The organism is Neobacillus niacini (assembly GCF_036961885.1).
In the GTDB taxonomy this organism is placed as follows: Bacteria; Bacillota; Bacilli; order Bacillales; family Cytobacillaceae; genus Neobacillus; species Neobacillus niacini_H.
In genome coordinates, this window is the sequence record NZ_JBALNQ010000058.1 from 1 (window position 1) to 15,028 (window position 15,028).

Consider the following 15,028-nt stretch of genomic DNA (forward strand, 5'->3'; position numbering starts at 1 on the left):
TCCAGCCATACGCAACTAAATCCAGCCATACGCAACTAATTCCCGTTATCCGCAACTATTTCCCGTTTATTTAATTAACCATCCGCCGTCAACTAACAAATCAGCCCCTGTCATATACGAAGCCTCGCGTGAAGCTGCAAAAACGATTACATTGGCTATCTCTTCTGGTCTTCCAATTCTTTGCAAGGCGGTATTCCTTTGTACCGCACGAACAAATTTTTCGTTTTGAAGCCCCTGTTCAATTAATGGTGTTTCTGCAAAACCAGGTGAAACGGAATTCACACGAATTCCATACGATGATAATTCCAATGCAAGTGACCTTGTAAAATTAACAACACCCGCTTTTGCTGCACTATAATGAGGAAGTTCCGCCCCAGCTTGATAGGCCGAAAGTGACGCAACATTCACAATGGCACGTGCACGATCTTCTCGTTTTGCCCCCTCGATCATTATTTTTCCGAGAGCCTGTGAGACAAGAAATATACTTTTTAGATTAACGTCGATTACATAATCCCATTCATTTTCCGTCATCCCTAAAATGCTCGTATTTGTGGATCCGCCAGCATTATTCACTAAAACATGCAAATCCCCATATTGCTCATTTACATAGTCTGCAAGTTCCCTGACATCCTCTGAATCTGTTACATCTGCCACAAAAATTTCCGCACGAGGAAGTTTGTGGGCTTGGTTAATTTCATTCGCTGTTACCTCAAGCTTGGCTTTGGTCCTGCCGACGAGTATCACCTTCGCCCCTTCACTAGCAAGCCGAGTGGCTGTTGCCTTCCCAATTCCACTACCAGCTCCTGTTACCAATGCGACTTTTTCTTGGAATCTCATTGTTTACCTCCCGCCTTTTACAAGTCACCCGCTGCAACACTAGCAGCATGCGCAATTAGCATTTTTGCTTTATCATTGAAATTCGCAAACCTTGAATCATTTGTTTGCCCATTTTTATATCGATAATAAATTTGTTGACAGATGACGGCTAGTTTAAAGTAAGCAAAGGTAAGATAAAAATTCATATTGCTAACATCCCGGCCGCTTTTCTTAGCATAAAGCTCAATAAATTGTTTTCTTGTGAAAAATCCATCTATTACAGTTACAGGTGCTTTGCCTAATCCCCTTTTTAAATCTTCTGGGTCATCTGCTTGATTCCAATAGCTCATAGCTACACCAAGATCTGCAAGCGGATCCCCCACGGTTGTCATTTCCCAATCAAAAAGTCCGACCATTTCTGATAAGCTTTCATTAAACATCGCATTATTAAATTTATAGTCATAGTGAATGATCACGGCATTTTGCTGCAAGGGAATATTGTCCGCCAGCCAGAATGTCAAGGAATCAACAGCAGCATTTTCATCGGTTTTGGCACGTTCATACCGTCCAATCCAGCTATGCACTTGTCTTTCGGTGAAACCCTCGGGCTTACTAATGGCTTCAAGATTCGTCTCTTTATAGCTGATCCCATGAAGCTCCACTAATTTATTGACCATTTCTTCTGATAGTTGTTGACAGAGCTGTTTCGTAACAGTGATTTCCTTTGGAAATGAAGTGTCAATGACAACACCATTTTTGCGCTCCATAATTAAGAATGGAGTTCCAACAATCTCCTGTTGATTGGAAAACAGGATTGGCTTCGGGGTAACGGAAAAGTGCGGGTGAAGTTCTGTCAGAATGTTAAATTCCCTCTCCATATCATGCGCTCTCGGTGCTACAGGTCCTATAGGAGGACGGCGTAAAACTGCTTCCCAATTACCAATTTTTAATTGATACGTTAAATTCGAATGCCCGGCGGGAAATTGTAGAAGTTCAAGCGGTTTATCTGGCAGGTTTTCAATCTGACTGCGCAAGAATTGTTCTAATACAGCTAAATTCAATTCTTCCCCTTTTCGGACTGCCATTGTATCATTACTTAGTTTTTGAGCCATATTATCCCTCCACACAATTTGAAAAATTCAGACTCAATTTCACGTACCAACTGGAAAAATGAAAGAGGGTTATTGCTCTCCACAGACCCTCTTTCACTTTATCTCAAACTGACTGAATACCCTCTAAAATCATCTCGACAAAAACTTCTGCAACTTCACGGTCTGTCAATGTACCATTTGGATTAAACCACTGATAGCTCCAGTTAGCTGCACCAAGAATACCAAAAGTAATGATTGAGATATTTAAGTTCGCTCGGAACTCCCCCTTTTCAATTCCTTCCTTAAGGAGATTCTCAATAGTAAAACGGAATTCGTTCCGCTTTGGCACAATCAACGCGAGCCGTTTTTCATTTAAGTTTTTCATTTCCCTAAAGAAAATTTTTGCTGCAGATCCTTGGACTTTTATATTACTGATAAGCAAGAATACCGTCTCAAAAAGCTTCTCCTTATAGCTGCTGTTGGTCTCTACTATATGTCTTTGTTTTTCAAGTAAGTTATCAATGTATCCGAGATGTATGTCCATTAAGAGCTCTTCTTTACTAGAAAAATAATAGTAAAAGGTCCCTTTCGTTACACCCATCGAATCCACGATATCTTGAATCGATGTTTCCTTAAAACCCTTTTTCTCAAACAAACGGATACTGTGTTCTGTAATTTTGTCCTTCACCGCTTATGTCCTCGCAATCTTTACTATGTTTGAAATTAATCCGATATTCCTTTTTCAATCTGTTAAATTATTTTAATTTGTAACTTTTTATAGTAAGTATCAACGATTTTGATATTTCCTTAATTCTAGCTTAGCAATTTGAGCTCTATGCACTTCATCGGGTCCATCCGCAAGTCGTAAGGTCCTAGAATTTGCCCACAACGCAGCCAGTGGGAAATCATCGGATACTCCTGCCCCCCCGAATGCTTGAATCGCTCTATCAATGACTCGTAATGCCATGTTTGGTGCCACTACTTTGATCATCGCAATTTCCGTCTTCGCTTCTTTATTTCCGACTGTATCCATCATAAATGCAGCCTTTAAGGTCAACAGTCTTGCTTGTTCAATTTCAATTCTTGAATCGGCAATCCACTCTTGAATAACTCCTTGGCTTGACAGTGGTCTTCCAAATGCTTTGCGTTCTTGAACACGCTTACATAACAGTTCAAGCGCTCGTTCCGCAGCTCCAATTAACCTCATACAGTGATGAATTCTTCCTGGACCTAATCGCCCCTGCGCAATTGCAAATCCTTTTCCTTCTCCCCACAGAATGTTTTCCACCGGGACCCGAACATCTTCAAAGGTAATTTCTGCGTGTCCATGTGGGGCATGATCATAACCGAAAACAGGCAGCATCCTTTCAATGGTTACCCCATGAGTATCCATAGGAACAAGAATCATCGACTGCTGCTCGTGTCGATTTGCGTTAAGATCTGTTTTTCCCATGACAATGGCAATTTTACATCGAGGATCACCAGCCCCGGATGACCACCACTTCCGGCCATTAATGACATATTTATCACCATCTCTAACAATGCTCGCTTCGATGTTTGTGGCATCGGAAGAAGCAACCTCAGGTTCTGTCATCGAAAAGCAAGAGCGAATATCTCCTTCAAGTAAAGGTTTTAGCCATTTCTCTTTTTGCTCATTAGTACCGTAGCGAACGATTACTTCCATATTACCGGTATCAGGTGCGCCGCAGTTAAACACTTCTGGTCCAATCAGCGAGCGCCCCATAATTTCGCATAACGGCGCATATTCTAAATTGGTTAAACCTGCACCATACTCACTATCTGGTAAAAATAAGTTCCAGAGTTCAGCAGCCTTTGCTTTTTCCTTCAGGTCCTCCATCACCCGTGGTACTTCACTCCACCTGTTTTCCTGTTCGTTTAATTGTTGTTCATATACTTTTTCATTCGGATATACATGTTCTTCCATGAAGTTAGTCAGCTTAGTCTGTAATTCTTTCACTTTAGCAGAATATAAAAAATCCATAAACTTCACCCTTTCTACATACTAACCAGTTGGTATGCTGTAGTTCTTATTATATATCCAAACAGTAAATATTCAAATTAATTTCTAAATATTCTAATAAGTTTGAAATAAAGGGTAAATTAATATCTCTTTATTCCCCTTTTTTGTTTATTCATCACTTCATATGATTTTTCGATAATATCCGTTAGAACATCACCTTTATATACTCGACCTAATTTGAGGTTTTCTTGATAGTACTCAACAATCTCATCAAGTTTATCGGATGTTTCTTTTGTAATCCTTACATTTAATTGAATTCTTCCATTTTCGGCCAAGGGGAACACTCCTATCATTTATATAGCAAACTGCTAGCACCTTGCGTAATTCCTATTATTATTTGATTATATACTACTATTCTTCATTTTTTTCAACAAAAGCTAAAAAAAGAGAACGTGCCTTGGTTTTCATGTAACCCTACCATATAAATTTTTTAATTCATTTATTTTTAATAACCTTTTTACATAAAAAAACAAAATTTGCCTCAAATTATCGTGAGGAGGTTTGTACGTTATGTCTTTAGCATGGTTATTTACTGGACTACTTTTGATTCAACAAGCAGCAATACCTCAATCTAGTGTGGAGATTACAAAAGATGGGAAACCCGTTTCCACTATCAATAAAAGTGAATATTTTATCGGGGACCCACATTATTTAATTTTGGATACCAAAAAATATGATCTCCTGTTAGACCAATTAGAAAAACAATTTTCAGTAACCCCTATCGATGCAAAATTAGATCGGCATGAAAATATTATTCCCGAACAAGTCGGAGAAAGGATTAATAAACAGTTATTTACTGAAAGGTTCTTTTCCTATTTTTTCGAGCATAGATACGCTACAATAGAAATTCCAATGTACCCTGTATACCCTAAGGTAGATAGTGAATTACTATCAGCTATACGCAGCGTACGAATTGGGCGTTACATTACTTCTTTCAATCCTGGTAATAAAAAACGTACCACCAATATTGAACTGGCAGCCGAAGCCATAAATAATCATGTCGTCTTTCCGGGAGAAACTTTTTCTTTTAATCGGGTAGTGGGTAAGAGAACTGTCGAAAAAGGATATGAAAAGGCAAAAGTGATTGTGAGGGGAGAATATGCAGAAGACATAGGCGGCGGTATTTGTCAGGTTTCCTCAACATTATTCAATGCCGTCGACAGTGCCGGACTAAAAGTTGTCCAGCGATTTTCTCACAGCAGGCATGTATCGTATATTCCACCAGGACGTGATGCAACGGTAAGTTGGCATGGACCAGACTTTGAATTTAAGAATATGTACAATCAACCTGTTATCATTCAAGCTAGAACACTTGGAAATCACTTGGTCATTAAACTTTATTCTTCCGATGTCATTGAATACCAGCCCAAGAAAATCCCTTTCCCACCATTATAAAACAACAATCGTTATGAACAGTTTTATAAAAAAGCCCGCATAAAAATGCGGACTTTTTTTAATGATTTCTTTCATTTCTTAATGCACTCGCCAATAACTCTTCAGAAAACTCTGCAAGTGCTGTGTTATTCATTTGATTTAAGTTCGTTTTGGGTGTAAAGCTTTGGAAACTTTGTTTTAAATTTTGAAAAGGCTGCGCACTAATTTTTCGTTTTCCTTTTGTTAGTCCAAAAACAGCGGCACTTATTCCGAGTCCAATAAGAGATGCCCACATAGCTCCTCTATTTTTCCGTTTCTTTCCAAACATATTGAAAAGCGGCTTTACCATGTTTCTCATCCAAAACACTCCTTCATCAAACACTAGAATAGAAAGGGAGATGACCCTTCCATTAGCTTAATCTTTACATTTTAGGTGAGAATATGTTTGGGAAACATCCGTTAAAAAGTAATTTGTTTACAGAATAAAACAAGTTGACATAACGTTATTATAGCTTTTTTATTTTGATTGGGCTAACCATAAGAATTGACAATAGTATCGTAATCAACGCATTGCTATAAAGAAATATTGCCATACAGGATATTATGAGCCCCGCTGCCGTAATCGGCAGCCCTATAAAAAATCCTCTAGTTGGTTTAATATTAAATTTTGCCAACCGTAATGCACCCATCGTTGGATAAAGCATAAATGCAAATGTTGTTATTAGTGACGAAGGTTCTATAGAGTAAAATAATAGTGCTGGAGCAACACCAAGGCTGACAATATCTGCTAACGAATCAAGTTCAACTCCCAATTCACTGTTAACCTTTAACCTCCTTGCCAATCGGCCATCAAAAAAATCAAATATCACCGATAAGAAAATAAACATAGCCGCTTGTTGGAAATATCCATTCATATTGAAAGTAATCGAAAAGACACCAGATAATAAATTTCCAATAGTAAATAAATTTGGTACTGCTTTCACCACTTGGTTTATCAAGCAGATCCCCCCCTTTGTGACCAATCCTTTCACTCAATTTACTTCTTCTTTATTCTGCTCCAATTTTAAAAAGTGAATCTGGTTTATCATCAAGGTATAGAAATAACATTTCTTCAAAAAATAAAATGAAAGGATGGTTAAAAAAGTGGATAAAACATTGGGGTATTTACGTGAAATCTTATCAAATTACAGCGATGGACATAATGAGGGTAAACAAGTATATCGCAAGTTATCTGAAGGTAAATTCAATACAGAGGGAGACTTTGTTCGGCAGTTAAACCAAAAGGAAATCAACTTTTTGAATGAAATTCTCCCGAATGAAATTAATTATGCCAAAGAAGAACAGGATGAAAAAAGAGCTCATGAATTAAACGAAGTATTTGAACTGTTATTTTAGAAAAGAAGATACATAAAAAAGAGATGTTCAAAAATATCTGACATCTCTTTTTTGGGAAATATGAAGAATAAAGGAGAATTATTTCCGAGGCAAGCGCACACTACGACAAAAGACGAGTCTGCATGCAGCCTAATTCTTCATTAAACGACAGGAAATGAGTCAATTTTCAGAATTTTCTATCCCATAAATAAATCACAATACTTTAATTACTTATTCCTCTTTTTTTGGAGCAGAGTTTTTAGATTTTTTAAGTCTTCCTGAATCTTTTAACCCCTTTTTAATAATTATTTCTATTTGCGCATTTACACTTCTGAATTCATCCTCAGCCCATTTCTCTAGCGAGTCATAAATTTCCTGATCAATTCGAAGTAAGAATCTTTTTTTCTCAGCCACTTTGTCACAACCTTAATGGATACTTCCTGTATTGATTATCGGTTGGCTACCCTTCTCTGATACCAAAGCTACCATTAAATTATTCACCATTTGTGCTTTCTTTTCTTCGTCTAGCTCTACGATACCTTCTGTGCTTAATTGGTCAATCGCTGATTTAACCATGGAAACTGCACCCTCCACGATTACTTTTCTAGCAGCCAATACCGCTTTAGCTTGTTGTCTTTGCAGCATCGCATGAGCGATTTCACTAGAATAAGCTAAATGCATAATTCTTGCTTCGATTATTTCAACCCCTGCAAGTACAAGTCTTTTTTGAAGATCCTTTGTAAGTTCATCTGCAACTTCATCGGAATGTTGGCGTAAAGAGATTTCATAATCATTATTAAAATTATCATAAGGATACTGACTTGCAATATGGCGCAGCCCTGTTTCACTTTGTGTATGTACGAATTCTTTATAGTCTTCAACGTCAAAAACGGCTTTTGCAGAGTCAAACACCTTATAAACCACCACAGCTGCAATTTCGATAGGATTTCCTTCCAGATCATTTACCTTTAACTTATCACTGTTGAAATTTATTACTCTAAGTGACACGTTTTTTCTAACGGTTAGTGGAGCCGATAACCAGAATCCTTCGTGCTTGATAACCCCTAGATAGCTGCCAAATAACGTAAAGACCTTTGCTTGATTAGGTTGAATAATCGTAAAACCCGTTAGTAGGAGTAGTGCTGCAAAAACGAATATCGCAAAAACAATGATCATAATGATGTTTTCAGTGAAAATAAATTGTCTAATACTAAATACGGCAATCGCTGCAAATATGAGAAAAATAACCCCACCTAAGAAACCATTCATTTTGAACATTTCTTTTTCCTTCAATTCAATCACTCCCTAAAAAATAATATCTATCTACTATCATAATGATATCACTTTAATATTAAAAATGCAAAATAAAAAGCCGCCTGCGGCAAGCTTTTAGTGAATATCCTTTTTCTTAAACCTGCCTCCTCGAACCTCAGCAATATCAGCTACTGCGAGGAATGCATTTTCGTCACTTTCTGTAACGATTTCCTTCAATTTTGCCTCTTCAAGACGAGTAATGACACAGAATATTACTTTTTTTTGATCACCAGAGTAGGCACCTTCTCCATGTAAATACGTAACACCACGACCAAGTCGATTCATTATCGCTTCACCAATTTCTTGTGAATTGTCACTAATAATCCATACCGACTTTGACTCATCAAGGCCAGTAATGGTAATATCTATGGTTTTATAAGCAACAAAATAGGCTATTAGAGAATACATGGCTCGGTCCCAGGAAAAAACAAAACCTGCACATCCGAGGATAAATAAATTGAAAAACATAATAATTTCACCAACAGAGAATGGAAGCTTCTTGTTAAAAAGTATGGCAAGAATTTCTGTACCATCTAATGATCCACCGAAGCGTATAACCATCCCTACACCAATTCCGAGTACGATCCCCCCAAAAACGGTTGCAAGTAAAATATCTTGTGTAAATGCTGGTACTGGATGAAGAATTGTTGTCCCAATTGAAAGAATGATAATTCCATAAAGAGTGGATAATGCGAAGGTCTTTCCCATTTGTTTATAACCGATAAAGAAAAAAGGAACATTGAGTAGAAAGATAAAAATTCCTAGTCTCCAGCCGGTCAAGTAAGAAAGCATGATCGATATTCCTATAATGCCCCCATCAATAACATGATTGGGTACGAGGAAAATTTCTAATCCAACCGCCATTAATGCAGCTCCAAAAGTAATAAGCATAATTCTTTGAATAATTTTTCTGGTTGGCAATCCTTTATGTTGAACTTTTTCAATCAGCACATTCGGTTCCTCTATTATTCCAATTTCCGGAATTCCTGACATTATCTTGCCCCTTTCGAATCATAATTTTAATCCCATTATAACAGGAAATTTATAGTTTTTTGAATTTTTATGCACCTTATTTCCCAAATTTTCTTAACAGTCACTTTCATTACAAAAAAGTAAAAAAGCCGCCTCAAATTAGAGACAGCTTCTTGGGAATTTTAACCTCTTAGGGGACCCAACCATTACATCAGCCAAAATAGTTTCTTAGCTTCCTTTTAGTCATTTAATGATCTAATTTAGAAGGTAAAATATTTAGCCAATGGGTGTTGTTCCGTTGAAGAAATTAATTCACATGAAATTTAATGGAATTCAAATTTCCTTAAAGAAACAATTTACCAATAGATTATCGATGGACTCATATCCTTTTTTTGGACCAGCTTCTTGGCAATGTAAGGTTTTTGTATTGGTTTAAGGTTTAGATAGAATATCGATAAAGTTGATTCATTTATCATATATTCTTATCTGTTAACAAATAGTTTACTTTTTAGGTAAGCAACTTTATTCAAAATTTCATGACCAAATAGTTGACTACTTCTATTTGTTTCAGTTATTAGATTTTGATCCCTTCTTTTCTTCATTACTTTAGGTTTCTTCACTAATGGAAGCTTCCATAATAATTTTAAGAATGATCATTTTGGTTTGAGGAATTTATCTACGTACTTTTTACATAGGTAGATAAATTTGACTTTACTCCCAATTTCCAATAACTTATGTCCCTTTCATTTGAATGAAGTGATTTCCTCTTTCACACTAAAAAGTAAGTATCGTTAGTACTTGCACCTTTCCAATTCAAAGCTACATCGCTCCACCTGCCAAATATTGCAAAGGGAAAACCTTTACTACTCGTTCACAAACGGAACGAACACGGATGGTTGAGTCTCCTAAGAAGTTAATTTTTTTATTTATCTTTTACACTTATAGTATATCACCATTAACGCGTCTTATCGCAGACTGTTGTGACAAATTGGTGAACTTTTCAAAATTACTAGACTATTAAAAAAACTTATATTCTAGCAAAATCCTTAACCCCCAAGATTTGGAGTTTTTTAAATTATGGATTAACAATTCGCAACTTAGAGAAGATAGTTAATAAAGCTTTGTATTGAAAGGATGTCTGCTAATGTTAGAGTCCATAAAAAAATATGCTAAACCCTTTGATTCCATAAATGATCTTGATCCTCTAATTGAATCAATCGGTGATGCTAAGTATGTCCTTCTTGGTGAATCTTCTCATGGTACATCTGAATTTTATACTCTTCGCGCTGAACTTACTAAAAGATTAATTGTGGAAAAAGGATTTTCCTTTATTGCTGTTGAAGGAGACTGGCCTTCCTGCCAAAACATTAACAGGTATATAAAGAATATTGGCTCACCCAATAGATATGAAAATGAGGTACTTCAAACCTTTAATCGTTGGCCAACGTGGATGTGGGCAAATGAAGAAATTTATGAATTGGTGAAGTGGTTAAAAAATTTTAATCAACAATCCAAAAAAACAAATAAGGTGGGGTTTTACGGACTGGATGTCTATAGCCTTTGGGAGAGTATGGATGAGATTATAAAATACCTTGACCGCACAGGTAATTCCGGTCTAAAAGAGGCTAGGACTGCCTTCTCCTGCTTTGAACCCTACAATAGAAATAATGAATCCTATGCTGTTTCTGCAGGATATTTATCAGAAAACTGTATTAAAGAAGCACTTGAATTACTCACTGTCATACGAAAAAACAAGTGGAAATATGATGATGATGATGAAAACAGTTTAAACATGGAGGTCAACTCGCTAGTAACTGTCAACGCGGAAGAATATTACCGTACGATGGTGTTAAGTGATTCTAAATCTTGGAACGTGAGAGATATTCATATGGTAGAAGCTTTGAATGCAGTGATGAAGTTTTATGGTGATGATGCAAAAGTAATTATTTGGGAACACAATACCCATGTGGGTGATGCCCGAGCTACTGATATGAAAAATGCTGGAATGGTGAATGTTGGTCAATTAATTCGACAACAGAATTATCCAGAAGATGTTTACATTGTGGGCTTCGGAACACATAGCGGTACTGTGATCGCTTCCACAGAATGGGGAGTAGATTATCTCGTTACCAATGTCCCTGCTGCTCAACCAGGGAGCTGGGAGGATTTGATGCATAAAGCCGGAGCAAGGAATCAATATCTTTTGTTTACTGATGAAAATCGGGAAAAATTCAGCAAAACAGTGGGACATCGTGCAATTGGTGTTGTATATCGACCAGAGCAGGAACAATATGGGAACTACGTACCATCGATTATGAGCAGCCGTTATGACGGTTTCATTTTTGTCGATAAAACTCATGCCCTTCATCCACTAGCAAAGGAAAGCCTTGTTCACTGAAAAAAATGGCTTACATAATTACTTGATAAATCGGCAAAATACATTTGTAATTAAATTTTAAAAAGAGAAAGAAGGATTACCTAATGACAGTTGGAACACAAGTTAAACAAGCATTAGCAGGATTAAAAAGTGCACAAGCGAGTTTTGAAGGTTTTGCACTGGCAACAGATAATCAAAACGCTAAAAAACTCTATCAGGATGCGGCTCAACAAACTCAAACAGTCTTAGATAGTCTTGAACCACGTCTTCAAGAAATCTTAGCAGAAGAGCCTCAATACAATCAATAACAGGAAATAGGTTGGCAATTTTTGCCAGCCCTTTTCTCTTTGAAAACTATATCCATTTAGGAAAGGAAGATCATTCATGACCATTGCTGCAAACGTAAAGCAATGCCTTTCAACGATAAAAGGGATTGAGGCACAATTATCATCACTTGCATTAAACTCAGTGGACGAAGGTGCCAAAGACGTATTCCACACAACAATGTTAACCATTGTTGATGTTAAAAAGGATCTCCAGACACGTGTTTTAGAACTTGAACGACTTGAGCCACAATATAAAAGTTCCTGAATTGAGGTGAATAAGCATGGTGGACTGGGTCGATGTCCTGGTTCGTTCTTTTGTCTTCTTAGCACTTCTATTTTTTATTACGAAAATACTGGGAAAGAAGCAGATTTCTGAGCTCTCATTCTTTGAATATGTTTCTGGGATTACAATCGGCAGTGTAGCTGGAGAAGCAATAACAGGGCTTGAAAAAAATATGTTTCATGGGATGCTGGCAATCGCTATTTTTGGTCTTGTTACACTCTTTGCTGACATTATAACATTAAAAAGTAAATCGTTACGGGACATGGTTGAAGGAAGAGCAACTGTCTTTATTAAAGATGGTAAGGTATTAGAGGAAAATTTAAAAAAAGAAAAATACACCATTGATGAATTATCTTCCCTGCTTCGCCAAAAAGATATCTTTCGGTTTGCTGATGTTGAATTTGCCGTACTTGAACCAAGAGGAACAATAAGTGCATTATTAAAAAGGGAAAATCGTCCATTAACGCCCAAAGACTTGAATATGAAGATGCCCGCGGAAAAAGAACCACAAACCATCATCATGGATGGAAGCATCATGGATGAGGCTTTAAGGTCTGCTGGCAAGAGTAGAGGTTGGCTTAGTACAGAATTGGAAAAGCTAGAGGTTACTCTTGATAATGTGTTTTTAGGTCAAGTGGATTCATATGGGGAATTAACATTAGATTTATATGATGACAAAATCCAAGTTCCATCCCCCTCTCAACGCCCGCTTTTGTTAGCGACGCTAAAAAAAACACAGGCTGATTTAGAGATTTTTTCACTCGAAACGGAAGACGTACAAGCAAAAGAGATGTATAAGAAAAATGCAAAAATAGTTCAACAAGCAATTGATAAATTGACACCTTATTTGAGCAATTAACCTTAATGAAAGACAAATCTCCTGGTTCACCACCGAGATTTGTCCTTCATTAAATTATGCACTTACATTTTTCCTGTTAGGTATATCCCCTTTGTGAGACGTATAGCTATGTAGGACCATCCCCGCCATTACAAAGAACATTCCTGTCCATGAAATTACGGTTGGAAATGCTGCTTTCAACAACAGCAGCTCTCCAGAGACAGCGAATAAGACTTCCAGCGATTGGGTTGCTTCAACAGTCCCTAATTTTTGCATATTTCCTCTAACCAAATCGGTAGCTTGAAAAAATAAAATTGTCGCAATTACTCCTGATGTGACCGCGACTAACCCCGATTGGACAGATTGTCCAATACTTGGAGGGCCAACGGTGAACAATCCATAAATAGCTAGTACAATCCACAACGGCAAGCTTGCAATCGTCATTCCTAAAACACGTTGAAAAACATCAATCCTTCCCCCACACACATCCATCATTTTTCTATTTCCTAAAGGGTAAGCAAACGAAGCAATGATTACAGGTACTACTCCTAAAATCATTTCATTAAGTGAAAGAGTAGCAGCATGCTCTACCTGCATAAAAATAATCCCCAGTATAATAATCATCGACAAGGCCATTCCCTTTAAAGGAACTTTTCCTTTAACCTGCACTGGACCCTTTTCGGTCATGACGGTTTCAAGAAAAAGCGGGGCCAATAAGGAACCTGAAATAATCGTGATTTGCCATGTTGAAGCGATTAGCCACCCAGGTGCATATGCGGCTGAAAAACAAATCGGGCCATAAAAAAGTCCAAAGCCTACTGTGCTCCATAAAAGCCAAGCTTTAGGATTGTTTCTCATTTCATAAATTAATGGCTTAAGTTTCTTTCTTCCCATAACAAGGAGAAGCAGAAAAGGAACCATAAAGAAATAGCGTAGTGAAGCACTCCATATCCAGTTCCCCCCTTCCAACTCCATGGATCGGTTAATGATAAACGTAAATGCAAAAAAGAATGCAGCAAAAACTCCGAGGATGATTGGACGCATTTTTCTCTATTTCCCCTTCTTACTTAAATTTTCATTCAAAGCGTAAGTTGATGGATACATTTTTTTATTATACCAAATGTCTGAATTATTTGTTATTTAAATTCAAGTGAAGGTGAATATATATTTGGAAAAGTGGCTAATAAAAAAATACCTCTAATTTTAGAGGTATTTTTCTTGATACAATATAAAAACAGACCCAAATTGGGTCTGTTTTCCACATGCTATGTTATTAAGCTTTGTGTACGTTAGCTGCTTGAGGTCCACGAGCGCCTTTTTCAACATCAAAAGTTACTGATTGACCTTCTTCAAGAGTTTTGAAGCCTTCGCCTTGGATAGCTGAGAAATGAACGAATACATCTTCTCCGCCTTCACGCTCGATGAAACCGAATCCTTTTTCTGCATTAAACCATTTTACTTTACCGTTTTCCATATTTGTTGCCTCCTAGTGTGTAATCCACACAATTGTATTACTATTCTTGCTCTTTGTGTTCCAGGCGAAAAGCAATAACTTATTCTTCCTATAACTGTCGAACAAAAATAATTCTACATAATCATACCAGATAAAGAAAAATTAAGCAAGTCCTCGTCTATGACTTCCTCCTAATACCTGAATAAACATATTAGTGAATGGTCAACTTATTAAAAATGTCACTAGGATTATCCTAGTGACATGAATACCTGATATTAGATTTTTTTTTCTAATTCCCAATCGTACAAATCCTCAATTTGGCAATTTAGCTCTTTAGAAATCGTCATAGCTGTACTTAGGTTCATCACTTTCTTTGACATGTAGCCGTTAAGCTGATCTAAAGGGATGTTGGTGTTCTTTTCTAAGCCTTCAAGGTTCATACTATTTTTATTTAATAAGGCTTTGAGGTTACTCTTTTTCGCTTTATAATTAGTCAAAATGACACCTCGCTTTTAAATTAGTGTAACACAATGAAAATGTAAATGAAAGAAACCGGGCTATTTCACCATAATCTAATGTGCTAAAAAGCTTCAAAAGTTGGTAACATGCGACTAAACAAAAAATGTGCTATAATTAAATTGATGAAAAAAGGGGTGTTGAATTGAGAAATTCCAATAACAGATTCAATAGCGGGCAGACTGTGAAACTAAAGGACACTGGCGAGGAAGTTACCATTTTAAAATGGCAATATGTAAAAAATATGAAAAGG

General features: G+C 36.9%; 19 protein-coding genes. 6 read left to right on the top strand and 13 right to left on the bottom strand.

Going from position 1 to position 15,028, the window contains the following annotated elements:
• Nucleotides 1–66: 66 nt before the first annotated feature.
• From V7124_RS21305 to V7124_RS21325, 5 genes are all read right to left on the bottom strand, one after another.
• Nucleotides 67–837: an SDR family NAD(P)-dependent oxidoreductase gene (locus tag V7124_RS21305; protein WP_335493219.1), complete on the bottom strand. Its 771-nt coding sequence runs from the start codon at nucleotides 835–837 to the stop codon at nucleotides 67–69.
• A 17-nt stretch (nucleotides 838–854) separates the two neighbouring features.
• On the bottom strand, nucleotides 855–1,928 hold the full coding sequence (locus V7124_RS21310) for a phosphotransferase family protein (RefSeq protein ID WP_335493221.1): 1,074 nt from the start codon (nucleotides 1,926–1,928) through the stop codon (nucleotides 855–857).
• Between the two features lie 103 nt (nucleotides 1,929–2,031).
• Nucleotides 2,032–2,595 carry a TetR/AcrR family transcriptional regulator gene (locus V7124_RS21315; protein ID WP_335412969.1) on the bottom strand — a complete coding sequence of 188 codons (564 nt, stop codon included), beginning with the start codon at nucleotides 2,593–2,595 and terminating at the stop codon, nucleotides 2,032–2,034.
• Nucleotides 2,596–2,694: 99 nt separating this feature from the next.
• Entirely contained in the window at nucleotides 2,695–3,909 is a 1,215-nt protein-coding gene (locus tag V7124_RS21320) for an acyl-CoA dehydrogenase (RefSeq protein ID WP_335493223.1), read from the bottom strand.
• A 119-nt stretch (nucleotides 3,910–4,028) separates the two neighbouring features.
• A complete protein-coding gene (locus V7124_RS21325) occupies nucleotides 4,029–4,223 on the bottom strand; it encodes a hypothetical protein (RefSeq protein WP_335412973.1) in 195 nt (64 codons plus the stop codon).
• A 235-nt stretch (nucleotides 4,224–4,458) separates the two neighbouring features.
• Between V7124_RS21325 and V7124_RS21330 the strand changes: the two genes are divergently transcribed.
• Nucleotides 4,459–5,343: a VanW family protein gene (locus tag V7124_RS21330; RefSeq protein ID WP_335412975.1), complete on the top strand. Its 885-nt coding sequence runs from the start codon at nucleotides 4,459–4,461 to the stop codon at nucleotides 5,341–5,343.
• A gap of 58 nt (nucleotides 5,344–5,401) precedes the next feature.
• On the opposite strand, the gene V7124_RS21335 is transcribed toward V7124_RS21330, so the two are convergent.
• Together V7124_RS21335 and pssA are read right to left on the bottom strand one after the other, a co-directional pair.
• On the bottom strand, nucleotides 5,402–5,680 hold the full coding sequence (locus tag V7124_RS21335; protein ID WP_335493225.1) for a hypothetical protein: 279 nt from the start codon (nucleotides 5,678–5,680) through the stop codon (nucleotides 5,402–5,404).
• Nucleotides 5,681–5,828: 148 nt separating this feature from the next.
• Nucleotides 5,829–6,320 (bottom strand): CDP-diacylglycerol--serine O-phosphatidyltransferase, encoded by a 492-nt coding sequence (gene pssA / locus V7124_RS21340; RefSeq protein WP_335493227.1) that lies wholly within the window; start codon nucleotides 6,318–6,320, stop codon nucleotides 5,829–5,831.
• Between the two features lie 133 nt (nucleotides 6,321–6,453).
• Between pssA and V7124_RS21345 the strand changes: the two genes are divergently transcribed.
• Nucleotides 6,454–6,717, top strand: a complete 264-nt coding sequence (locus tag V7124_RS21345; protein ID WP_420490580.1) for a sigma-G-dependent sporulation-specific acid-soluble spore protein CsgA — start codon at nucleotides 6,454–6,456, stop codon at nucleotides 6,715–6,717.
• Nucleotides 6,718–6,927: 210 nt separating this feature from the next.
• On the opposite strand, the gene V7124_RS21350 is transcribed toward V7124_RS21345, so the two are convergent.
• The 3 genes from V7124_RS21350 to V7124_RS21360 all read right to left on the bottom strand — a co-directional run bounded on the left by V7124_RS21350 (nucleotide 6,928) and on the right by V7124_RS21360 (nucleotide 8,901).
• Nucleotides 6,928–7,110, bottom strand: coding sequence for an Arc family DNA-binding protein (locus tag V7124_RS21350; protein WP_335412982.1), 183 nt, complete (start codon nucleotides 7,108–7,110; stop codon nucleotides 6,928–6,930).
• 12 nt (nucleotides 7,111–7,122) lie between these two features.
• A complete protein-coding gene (locus tag V7124_RS21355; RefSeq protein ID WP_335493230.1) occupies nucleotides 7,123–7,989 on the bottom strand; it encodes an SPFH domain-containing protein in 867 nt (288 codons plus the stop codon).
• Between the two features lie 96 nt (nucleotides 7,990–8,085).
• Entirely contained in the window at nucleotides 8,086–8,901 is an 816-nt protein-coding gene (locus V7124_RS21360) for a YitT family protein (protein ID WP_420489519.1), read from the bottom strand.
• A 1,225-nt stretch (nucleotides 8,902–10,126) separates the two neighbouring features.
• Between V7124_RS21360 and V7124_RS21365 the strand changes: the two genes are divergently transcribed.
• The 4 genes from V7124_RS21365 (at nucleotide 10,127) to V7124_RS21380 (ending at nucleotide 12,827) form a co-directional block, all read left to right on the top strand.
• Entirely contained in the window at nucleotides 10,127–11,380 is a 1,254-nt protein-coding gene (locus V7124_RS21365) for an erythromycin esterase family protein (RefSeq protein WP_335493234.1), read from the top strand.
• 83 nt (nucleotides 11,381–11,463) lie between these two features.
• On the top strand, nucleotides 11,464–11,667 hold the full coding sequence (locus tag V7124_RS21370) for a DUF1657 domain-containing protein (protein ID WP_335412989.1): 204 nt from the start codon (nucleotides 11,464–11,466) through the stop codon (nucleotides 11,665–11,667).
• A gap of 76 nt (nucleotides 11,668–11,743) precedes the next feature.
• Nucleotides 11,744–11,950 carry a DUF1657 domain-containing protein gene (locus V7124_RS21375; RefSeq protein WP_335412991.1) on the top strand — a complete coding sequence of 69 codons (207 nt, stop codon included), beginning with the start codon at nucleotides 11,744–11,746 and terminating at the stop codon, nucleotides 11,948–11,950.
• A gap of 16 nt (nucleotides 11,951–11,966) precedes the next feature.
• Complete coding sequence (locus tag V7124_RS21380; RefSeq protein WP_335493236.1) at nucleotides 11,967–12,827, top strand: DUF421 domain-containing protein; 861 nt, start codon at nucleotides 11,967–11,969, stop codon at nucleotides 12,825–12,827.
• 54 nt (nucleotides 12,828–12,881) lie between these two features.
• Here V7124_RS21380 and V7124_RS21385 read toward each other — a convergent pair whose 3' ends face one another.
• The 3 genes from V7124_RS21385 to V7124_RS21395 all read right to left on the bottom strand — a co-directional run bounded on the left by V7124_RS21385 (nucleotide 12,882) and on the right by V7124_RS21395 (nucleotide 14,756).
• On the bottom strand, nucleotides 12,882–13,850 hold the full coding sequence (locus V7124_RS21385; protein ID WP_335412995.1) for a DMT family transporter: 969 nt from the start codon (nucleotides 13,848–13,850) through the stop codon (nucleotides 12,882–12,884).
• Between the two features lie 229 nt (nucleotides 13,851–14,079).
• Nucleotides 14,080–14,280: a cold-shock protein gene (locus V7124_RS21390; protein WP_335412996.1), complete on the bottom strand. Its 201-nt coding sequence runs from the start codon at nucleotides 14,278–14,280 to the stop codon at nucleotides 14,080–14,082.
• Nucleotides 14,281–14,534: 254 nt separating this feature from the next.
• Nucleotides 14,535–14,756, bottom strand: coding sequence for a helix-turn-helix domain-containing protein (locus V7124_RS21395; protein ID WP_335412997.1), 222 nt, complete (start codon nucleotides 14,754–14,756; stop codon nucleotides 14,535–14,537).
• Between the last annotated feature and the right edge of the window lie 272 nt (nucleotides 14,757–15,028).

Excerpts from the sequence above, each read along its gene's own strand:
- V7124_RS21305 (WP_335493219.1), bottom strand. The coding sequence starts at position 837 with ATGAGATTCCAAGAAAAAGTCGCATTGGTAACAGGAGCTGGTAGTGGA.
- V7124_RS21310 (WP_335493221.1), bottom strand. The coding sequence starts at position 1,928 with ATGGCTCAAAAACTAAGTAATGATACAATGGCAGTCCGAAAAGGGGAA.
- V7124_RS21320 (WP_335493223.1), bottom strand. The coding sequence starts at position 3,909 with ATGGATTTTTTATATTCTGCTAAAGTGAAAGAATTACAGACTAAGCTG.
- V7124_RS21330 (WP_335412975.1), top strand. The coding sequence starts at position 4,459 with ATGTCTTTAGCATGGTTATTTACTGGACTACTTTTGATTCAACAAGCA.
- V7124_RS21335 (WP_335493225.1), bottom strand. The coding sequence starts at position 5,680 with ATGAGAAACATGGTAAAGCCGCTTTTCAATATGTTTGGAAAGAAACGG.
- V7124_RS21345 (WP_420490580.1), top strand. The coding sequence starts at position 6,454 with ATGGTTAAAAAAGTGGATAAAACATTGGGGTATTTACGTGAAATCTTA.
- V7124_RS21360 (WP_420489519.1), bottom strand. The coding sequence starts at position 8,901 with ATGCTTATTACTTTTGGAGCTGCATTAATGGCGGTTGGATTAGAAATT.
- V7124_RS21365 (WP_335493234.1), top strand. The coding sequence starts at position 10,127 with ATGTTAGAGTCCATAAAAAAATATGCTAAACCCTTTGATTCCATAAAT.
- V7124_RS21370 (WP_335412989.1), top strand. The coding sequence starts at position 11,464 with ATGACAGTTGGAACACAAGTTAAACAAGCATTAGCAGGATTAAAAAGT.
- V7124_RS21375 (WP_335412991.1), top strand. The coding sequence starts at position 11,744 with ATGACCATTGCTGCAAACGTAAAGCAATGCCTTTCAACGATAAAAGGG.
- V7124_RS21380 (WP_335493236.1), top strand. The coding sequence starts at position 11,967 with ATGGTGGACTGGGTCGATGTCCTGGTTCGTTCTTTTGTCTTCTTAGCA.
- V7124_RS21385 (WP_335412995.1), bottom strand. The coding sequence starts at position 13,850 with ATGCGTCCAATCATCCTCGGAGTTTTTGCTGCATTCTTTTTTGCATTT.
- V7124_RS21390 (WP_335412996.1), bottom strand. The coding sequence starts at position 14,280 with ATGGAAAACGGTAAAGTAAAATGGTTTAATGCAGAAAAAGGATTCGGT.